This window comes from Pontibacter rugosus (genome assembly GCF_042678745.1).
In the GTDB taxonomy this organism is placed as follows: Bacteria; Bacteroidota; Bacteroidia; order Cytophagales; family Hymenobacteraceae; genus Pontibacter; species Pontibacter rugosus.
Map to the genome: position 1 here is coordinate 1 of NZ_JBHTLD010000209.1, position 8442 is coordinate 8442.

At 45.4% G+C, this 8442-nt stretch carries 5 protein-coding genes; 4 read left to right on the forward strand and 1 reads right to left on the reverse strand.

Going from position 1 to position 8442, the window contains the following annotated elements; genetic code table 11:
* Positions 1–521 precede the first annotated feature (521 nt).
* Positions 522–2339 (reverse strand): glycoside hydrolase family 15 protein, encoded by a 1818-nt coding sequence (locus ACFQ2O_RS17760; protein WP_377530945.1) that lies wholly within the window; start codon positions 2337–2339, stop codon positions 522–524.
* A gap of 284 nt (positions 2340–2623) precedes the next feature.
* Between ACFQ2O_RS17760 and ACFQ2O_RS17765 the strand changes: the two genes are divergently transcribed.
* The 4 genes from ACFQ2O_RS17765 to ACFQ2O_RS17780 all read left to right on the forward strand — a co-directional run.
* Complete coding sequence (locus ACFQ2O_RS17765) at positions 2624–3052, forward strand: STAS/SEC14 domain-containing protein (RefSeq protein ID WP_377530947.1); 429 nt, start codon at positions 2624–2626, stop codon at positions 3050–3052.
* Between the two features lie 424 nt (positions 3053–3476).
* On the forward strand, positions 3477–7217 hold the full coding sequence (locus tag ACFQ2O_RS17770) for an Ig-like domain-containing protein (protein WP_377530949.1): 3741 nt from the start codon (positions 3477–3479) through the stop codon (positions 7215–7217).
* Positions 7218–7220: 3 nt separating this feature from the next.
* Positions 7221–8180, forward strand: a complete 960-nt coding sequence (locus tag ACFQ2O_RS17775; protein ID WP_377530952.1) for a PorP/SprF family type IX secretion system membrane protein — start codon at positions 7221–7223, stop codon at positions 8178–8180.
* A gap of 49 nt (positions 8181–8229) precedes the next feature.
* On the forward strand, positions 8230–8442 hold a 213-nt coding region (locus ACFQ2O_RS17780; RefSeq protein WP_377530956.1), incomplete at its 3' end, for a hypothetical protein.

The window sequence follows — 8442 nt, forward strand, 5'->3', positions numbered from 1 at the left end:
CTTGCTATAAACCTTTCTCTTTTCTTTTAAAACGAAATTACATAGCACTAAAAGCAGAATGCGGCCTTCTATACTTCTGTAAGCAAGCCGCAACTACCATACTACTGGAAGCAGTGTTATGCGTCGTTTTGATTTACCTAACTTGTTAAGAGCTGATTTTGGTTCCGGTGTGCAGCAGGTGTTATGATATAAAAATAAGGGGGCGGCAAAATTGCCCGCCTCTAAAATAGAATAGACAAAAACCAGAGCTTTAGCCTTGTTGCCATTAATCTATGGGTGGGCGAAGATAAAAGTGTCTGGCTGTAACTATTACTTTTCTTGATTGACTGTGGTGCTTAACAGGCGCAGGCTCTCTGCATATTTAGCTACAGTATAGAAGTTATGTAGGAAAAAAATCACCCAACAGCTAAAGCAGGCATCGACTTAGGTAATGTGCCACTAGCATGAGTAGGGTTAGTGCTAGTGGCTTTAGCTGTTGGGTGACGTGCAAATCAGATAAAAGCTCTAAAAGCAAGTATAGGTTATATCTTCTTCTTATTCTGTTCCCCTTCCAGGATATCGTTTATACTTAAGGCTGCGCTAATAAGCCCCAGGTGCGTAAAAGCCTGTGGAAAATTTCCGAGGTGCTCTCCTTTTAACCCTAGCATTTCGGCATAAAGACCCACGTGGTTAGCATAACCAAGCATTTTCTCGAAGTAAAGACGCGCCTTGTCAACCTGCCCTGCTCTGGCCAGGCACTCTACATACCAGAAGGTACACATCGAAAAAGTACCTTCGCCGCCTTCTAAACCATCTAGCTCCTCGTTTACACGGTACCGGAAAACAAGGGCATCAGACACAAGCTTTTCTTCTATGCGTTTAAGGGTGGAGAGCCAGCGTGGATCTTTTGGCCCTATAAATCGGATCATAGGCATCAGCAAGGTAGCCGCATCTACTGTATCAGCTCCTTTGTACTGCACAAACGACTGTAGTTCTTCGTTCCAGAAATCATTGTGAATAGAAAAGAATATTTTGTCGCGCTCCTGCCGCCATCTTTCCGGAAGAGGGTAAGAATGTTTCTCCGCTATTTTCATGGCCCGGTCTATGGCAACCCAACACATCATGCGCGAGTACAGAAACTGTTTTTTGCCACCGCGCACTTCCCATATTCCCTCATCTTCGCGCTGCCAGTTATCGCATACCCATTCCACCTGTCGCCGCAGGTCGTTCCAAAACTCAAAAGATATAGGCTCGCCATACTTATCATATAGGTAAACAGAGTCCAGTAGCTCGCCATAAATGTCTAGCTGTATCTGGTTGTGAGCATCATTGCCAATGCGTACAGGCTTAGATCCCATATATCCCTCCAGGTGGTCCAGTTCTGTTTCCTTAAGGTCCTTTCTGCCGTCTATGGCGTACATCAAGCTTAGGTGGCCTGCGTCTCCAATGTCATCACACTGCTTATCTACCCAGTCTATAAATAGCTTTGCTTCTTTTCTATGGCCAAGCCGCAGCAGCGCATATACTGTAAAAGAGGCATCTCTGATCCAGGTATAACGATAGTCCCAGTTGCGCCCTCCTCCTATCTGCTCAGGTAGCCCAAAAGTGGGTGCTGCCACGATAGAGCCATACTTGTGCGAGGTCATCAGCTTCAGCACCAGGGCAGAGCGATTCACCACTTCAAGCCAGCGGCCTTTGTAGTTGCACTTGGCTACCCAGTCTTTCCAGTAGTTAATGGTATCGAAAAGGCTTTGGGTAACAAATTCGGTTAATGCAGTAGCAGGTGGGGTGTCGCAGGTTATGTAATCGAGCAGGAAGTCTGCAGATTCGCCGGTTTTTAATGTAAATGTTGCCCGGGCATCTCCCTCGTTTAGGTGTAGGGGAATAGTGCTTTTAAGCCTTATAATGGTTTTGTCTTCTCCCTGGCTGGTAAAAATAATTTCTTTCTCGCTTAGTTGTTTTACAGTATGTGCTGAGCGAGCGTAATTAAAACGGGGGCTGCAATGCATCTCAAAAGTAAGATCACCATGCACGCAGGATACCCTCCTAATTAACTCTTTGCCTTGGTACAGTTCTTCTACAGGCATAAAATCTGTTACCTCGCCAATACCTTCATCAGCTAAAAACCTGGTCAGGAGCACATTTGTGTCAGGGAGGTAAAGCTGCTTTTGCTTCATCCCATCAGCCGTAGGGTGTATAGAGAAAGAGCCGCCTTTTTCTTTATCCAGCAAAGCAGAGAAGATGGTGGGAGAATCAAAATCTGGAAAACACATAAAGTCGATAGAGCCGTTTAGGCCTACCAGTGCCACGGTGTTAAGATCACCAATAACACCGTAGTTCTCTATAGGTTGGTAGTTCATGCTGTTTTTGTATTTTTGTAGGTATACCCTGTTGTTTTTAATAAGTTATTAAAGCTTTTGAAAGGTTTGATAACAGTGGGGCGAATGATGAGGGGATGTATTTTTTTATTTCAGGCGAAACATTATAGCTTTAGAGGGTGTTTTGCTGCTGGCAAAAAAATGTATTCTGCAAAATAGCAGTTAAGCAGGAGGTTTATAGGCAAAGCTTCTGCTTTATACTTTTAGAAGAAGGTAAGCCTTGGTGCACCAGCCAAAGCAGTACTGTTGTTAGACATTACTTTAACATGAATAAATTGAGACAAGAGCTTAAAAATGCCTTTGGCAGAGTGTTTCTGACTATAGAGGTAGATAAAGATAACAAGTGGGTGCACGTAGACTGGAGAGGGTATCTGACAGTAGATAACATACAGACAGGTGCCAAGGCCTACACAGCAGCTTTAGAAGAGGCTGGGTTCTGCTGTGTGCTGAACGATACCCGTTTGGTGTTAGGCACATGGGCACACTCGCTCGACTGGGTGCTGAATGAATGGGCTCCTAATGCAGCAAGCGCAGGTTTAAAACATTTTGCTATGATTGCGACTCCGGAAACATTGGCTGAGTCTACTGCAACTGATTTTTATGCGAGCCTCACCGCTTTTGAGGCACAAGTATTTGAGGACATAGAAGATGCTAGAAATTGGCTGCGGCAATTCTCGCTGCATAGTGTAGATTAGAATAGCCTAGCACTTAATGTTGCTATGCTCTCCGGCTGAAGAACTAATTTCCCTGCCATAAGGACTTATCAAAACTATATAATCTGCTTTCTTACAGACAGGGCCTGCTACTTTTGTGGCAGGCCCTGTTTTTTTTGATAAGCATTCTGATGCAATTTGCAGGTGATGAATACGTTATAAAAAGAGCTATTATAAAAAAGCAAGTTTATATGTAACCTTTTGGAGGTTTTAACATAGATGTAAAAGGTGGTTTCGCGCCTGCTGCATACTGCAAAGTTGTTTAGGTGCGGCAATCCCCTCTTCCTGCAAGGCTCAATTTGTTTGCTTTGTAACTGATGCAGCCTTAAAGGCTTATGTATCTAATATATATAAATTCCGTAATACTGAAACGCTGAGCCTATAGTTCACCCTTAACTCCGATTTAATGCATCTTCTTCTACCTAAGCGTTTATACTTCATATTTGCGCTCTTGTGCCTGCTCTTTGTTTCCTCGGGTAATATACAGGCTTTAGCTGCACCATGTGATGTTATTGTTAATCCTCCCTCAGGTGGGAAAGTGAATTTTTGTGAAGGCGATCCTGCCATTACTCTTACAGCGACACTAGGTGAAAATATTCAATCGTACGAGTGGTATAAAGATGGTGTACAAACAGGGAATACGACTTCTTCTATTGCAGTAAGCGAGACCGGCAGCTATTATATCATAGCGATAGTAAATGGTTGTGGAGATGATCTAACTGCAATATCAAATAGGATAGCCATCACGTATGGACAACAACCTGTTTCGCCTGCCTTTTCAACAAGCCCTGACGCCAGTACCAGCAACCTGTGCTCAGGCGATGAGATTGTTTTTAGCCTCCAGGCACCCAATGTGACGGGAGAAGTGGCTTATGAGTGGAACTTCGGTGATAACACTCCCTTGGTACGGACCACAGGTTCCCAAACAGTTGCACACACATTTGAGTCTTTAGGTACGGGTATCGCTAACTTTACAGTAAATGTGACAGCTATAAACCAGACGACTGGCTGCACGTCTACATACACACAAACTATTAGCATACTGCAAGCACCTGATGCCAAATTCACGGTAGAGGGAGAGAATCCAGATGGAGAAAAGTTAGAAGGCTGTTTACCCGAAGAGAAAGACCCAGCAGAAGCTGAAATAGCACCTGTTATTATAAATAATACTCAAGGGGATGATTTAAATGATATTCTTGAGTACTACATAGATTGGGGAGCAGGTAACGGAGAAGAACCCACAGCTAGAGTGGCTAGTGATTTTCCTGTTAAAGGGCCTGTTTATGAGGATCTTGGTGTTTATATTATAAAAATTAGAACCGTTGACCGTGGTAGGTGCTCAAATGTTATAGAAGTGCCTTTCGAGTATCTTCAGAAGCCTAAGGCTGGTTTCAACCCTATGAAGAACGATCCGGAGAAGCCACCTGAAATAGAACCGGGCATAGGCTGCAGACCTGTGTATGTTACAATGGGAGAAACGGAGGGAACAGAGGGTACACCGGCAAAAGAATCTACGGGAGGAGGATTAACCTATGAATGGGAAATAACATCGCCGCCAGGTGTGCAGCCTTATGAAATTGTAGAAGGAGGCTTAGACCAAAAGGATTTAAAGGTAATATTCTTTGATAATGGGGTTTACCAGATTAAGCTGATTGTAACTAACGCCTGTGGGACTGATGAGTCAGAAGAGAGTGTGGTGGTCGGTTTTCCGCAGGCTCAGTTGCCAGCAAGTGCAGAATACTGTGGTCCTACAGACATAACGTATGGACAAGGGGGAACTGGGGCTGGCGGCGGAACCTTCTTTGATCCGAATTTTGGAAATGACTTCAGCGTCACCTGGACTATCACCGACCCAGATGGAACTGTAACAAACAGAACAGGAGAGAATCAAACGATATCTTTTACAAAAATAGGCACATATAAAGTTCGTGTTCTTGCTGAAAACGAATGTGGAAATTCTGATTTTCAAGGTCCAGTTGAACAGCTTGTAACCATACTTCCGCCGCTTACTAAAGCACCAACAGTTGCGGATGCACCTCCGGCATGTATAGGTGGTACAACTACATTAAGAGCTTCAGGTCCAGTACCGGGCCTAACTTACAATTGGTACACAGAACCAACTGGTGGCACACCTGTGGGTACTGGTACAGAGTTTACAACTCCTGCTCTGGCAAGCACTACTAACTTCTATGTAGAAGGCGTTAACACCAGTGGTTGTATTAGCCCACGCGCTACCGTTATAGTTAATGTGGTGCCGGGTATTACAAACAATACAATCAATGCAGATCAGAATATATGTGTAGGCGATAAGCCTGCAGAACTCGAGGGCAGCGACCCAAGCGGGGGAAGTGGGGCCAATCCCACTTTTACGTGGGAACAAAGAGTTGGCCTTGAAGGTGCTTTTGAAGCAGCGCCAGGAGTAAATAACAATAAAAACTACACTCCAGGTAATATAAGCGAACTTACTTTTTTCAGACGTGTGGTGAGAAGTGGAGATTGTGAGCCTAGTATAAGTAATACAGTTCAAATAACGGCTGTACCTCGCATTGAAAATAATACCATCAGTGCAGCCCAGGAAATATGTGAAGGAGAAACGCCTGCGCAACTAACCGGTGTTCGGCCAACAGGAGGCGATGAGGTAAATTATAGTATCATCTGGGAAGTTAGCACAGCTGGTCCGGAGGAAGGATTTGTACCGGCACCAGGCGATAACGCAGGAGAAAACTACGATCCAGGTGTACTGACACAGGACAGTTGGTTCAGGAGAGTAGTAGAATCAAACGGCTGTCGGGTAGCGTCTATCCCTGTGAAAATCACAGTATACGATCCTCTTGATGATAACACTATCAGTGCAGAAACAACAGAGATTTGCACTGGTACCACACCTGCACCGCTTACAGGCACTGAGCCGACTGGTGGCAGCGGGGCTTATACTTATCTGTGGGAGAGCAGTACTATTGGGTCTAGCACAGGTTTTGCTGCGGCACCAGGCACTAACACCGGTCGCAGCTATAGCCCTGGTAGGCTAAGCACCACTACGTGGTTCCGACGCACAGTTGGGTCAGCGGCCTGCCGGACAGTAGAAAGCAATGTAGTCCAGATAACAGTTAGTCCGGCGGTTCGGAACAATACAATTGTAGCCACCCAGGAAGCTGTTTGTACGGGCCAGGTAGCCGCACAAATTACAGGAAGTACCCCAACAAACGGAGCAGGAGGCTATACCTATCTGTGGGAGAGCAGTACAGTGAGTGCTACTACTGGTTTTGTGCGTGCATCAGGCACAAATGATGACATTAACTACACCCCAACAGCCATTAACCGCCCAACATGGTTCCACCGCGTAGTATTTTCAGGAGGTTGTTCTGATACTTCAGAGCCGGTAGCTATAACCGTATTGCCTATACCGGCTGCTCCAACGCTTGTAACCCGTAATGCTATAGCTTGCGTGGGAGGTACTGCTACGCTGGCCGTGGCAAACCCGAATGGGCTTGAGTACAGGTGGTATACTTCATCTTCAGATGGTTCTCCAGTATTTATTGGCGCAGAATATGTCATAGACAACGTAGCGCAAACCACTACTTACTATGTAGAGGCCGTAAACGAAAATGAATGTATTAGCACCACCCGTACACCTGCAACGGTAACGGCAGTACCTGTAGAGGCTAACGCAGGCGAGGATGCGGAAATCATACAGGGGCAACCAGTGGCACTAACAGCCACCGGAGGAGCCACATATGTGTGGGAGCCGGCCGCAAGCCTGAGCAACCCTAACATAGCCAACCCGGTTGCAAGGCCACAGGAAACAACCACTTATACAGTAACCGTGACTACTGCAGAAGGCTGTGTGGATACAGATGAGGTAACGATAACCGTAATTCCGGCCCTGCGCATCCCTAATGCCTTCACACCTAATGGAGACTCTTTTAATGAGGTGTGGGAAATCGAGAATTTCCAGAACTATCCTGATATGCGCGTGGAAGTGTTTAACCGCTGGGGTAACAAGATCTTTAGCTCAAAAGGTTATAGCACCCCATGGGACGGCACCTACAACGGCAAACTTCTGCCAGTGGCAACTTATTATTACCTCATTTACCTGGATGGCACTAACAATGACCCTATCTCCGGTAACGTGACCATAATCCGATAAGACATGAACAAATCGCTTATACTTATACTTGCTCTCGTTACCTTTTCCTGGCAGGCGATAGCACAGCAGCGGCCGCAGTACAGCCAATACATGCTGAACAACTTCCTGCTGAACCCTGCTATTGCCGGCATAGAAGATTATGCCGATATACGGGTAAGTCACAGAAGGCAGTGGGTGGGACTGGATGGAGCACCAAGTACTTACTATGTATCTGCGCATACGCCGCTCAATAAAGGAGCCGGAAGCAATGCTTACCATAGGGCACTGGCACATCATGGCTTAGGAGCAAGCTTCCATACAGATAAAACAGGGCCTTTACGCCGATCAGGAGTAACCATGTCTTATGCTTATCACTTGCCTGTTACCAACAGCATAAATGTTTCTGCGGGGGCTGCAGCAGGGGTTATTCGAAGTTCGGTGAATTCTGCAGACCTAAGGTTAGGTAATGAAAGTGATCCGCTAGCAGGCGGAGGAAATATCAACAATACAGTGCTGGACTTGAACCTGGGCTTATGGGTTTATTCACGAAATTTTTCAGTGGGTATAGCTGGCGCGCAATTGCTGGAGGATGCAGGAAGTTTTGGCGCTAATACTTTTGAAGATGCAACGCTGGGGTTGCAGCGCCATTATTTTATCACAGGAAGCTACCGTCTTGAGCCAACAGAAAATCTGGATATCATTCCTTCTGTAATGGTAAAGCTGGCAAGCCCAAGTCCGGCTTCTTTTGATGCCAATGTGCGTGTGATGTATGCAGAGCGGTTCTGGGTAGGAGGTTCATATCGTCATAAAGATGCAGTTGCTGCCATGGTGGGTGTGTACATAAGCCCACTGCTGGATTTCTCCTACTCTTATGACTTTACCACCTCTGACCTTAATAATGTAAGTGCAGGCACACATGAGGTAGTACTTGGATTTAAACTTTTAAATAACAACCGAATAGTTTGCCCCCAATGGGTTTGGTAATTATAAGATAAATACTAATTTAAGTCAAAATAAAAATACCCTGATTGCTATGAGCAGTCAGGGTATTTTTATTTTGATGGACTACCCGTTCTCGGAAACTAATTTCAAGGTCTTCCGGGTTATTGATCTAATGCTGCAGGTTGCCATCACGATATTGTGCAACGTGGTGCTAGCAAGTGTGGGTGCTGCCTTAACTCATCTAATAAAAACAATATCAACCATATACATGTTGTTGTTGCTATATATGGATGGTGATTGGAAA